Here is a 538-nt window from a genome sequence, read left to right as displayed (position 1 = left end):
ACACCGGCTTGTGTTGTGATTGTTTCAATATCACCCACTGGATTATCTAGTTGCTCGGTGATCAAGGTGCCTGTTTTACTGATATCAAATAATGCACTGCTTAGCATTAAGCGGTCATCAAACAACTGCCACTTGATACCAATTTCTTTTTGTTCAGAAGTTACTGCGTCTAACTTCATACCGTTATTGATATCACTTTCATTAATTAATGTATCACTGCTTTGTGGTTCAAAGCCTTCAGAGTAGCTTCCGTATACAGTAGCTGACGCATTTGGATGATATAACACTCCAAATTTAGGTACGAAAGATTCGTTATCAGCGCCTTCTTTGTTTTGTTTATCAAAACGGCCACCAAGTGATACTTGCCACTCTGGTGAGAAAGTAATTAAATCTTGGAAGTACACGCCGTAAAAATCATACTCAGATTCACTTTTTGTCGGATCTGATTTGTAGCTTATGTCTGGGCGCGTTGGCTCAGTTTGGCCTGCTGAATAAAAAATCGAATCACTTGAAGTACGTAATTGTCCGTAGTAGTAAT

General features: G+C 39.0%; 1 protein-coding gene. It reads right to left on the bottom strand.

From position 1 onward, the window contains the following. On the bottom strand, positions 1 to 538 hold a 538-nt coding region (locus tag CWB85_RS22025), incomplete at both ends, for a TonB-dependent receptor domain-containing protein (RefSeq protein WP_138556022.1).

This window comes from Pseudoalteromonas sp. S1727 (assembly GCF_005886375.1).
Lineage (GTDB): Bacteria > Pseudomonadota > Gammaproteobacteria > Enterobacterales > Alteromonadaceae > Pseudoalteromonas > Pseudoalteromonas haloplanktis.
Note: the sequence above shows the minus strand (reverse complement) of the source record. Positions and strands in the feature narration are given on the sequence as shown.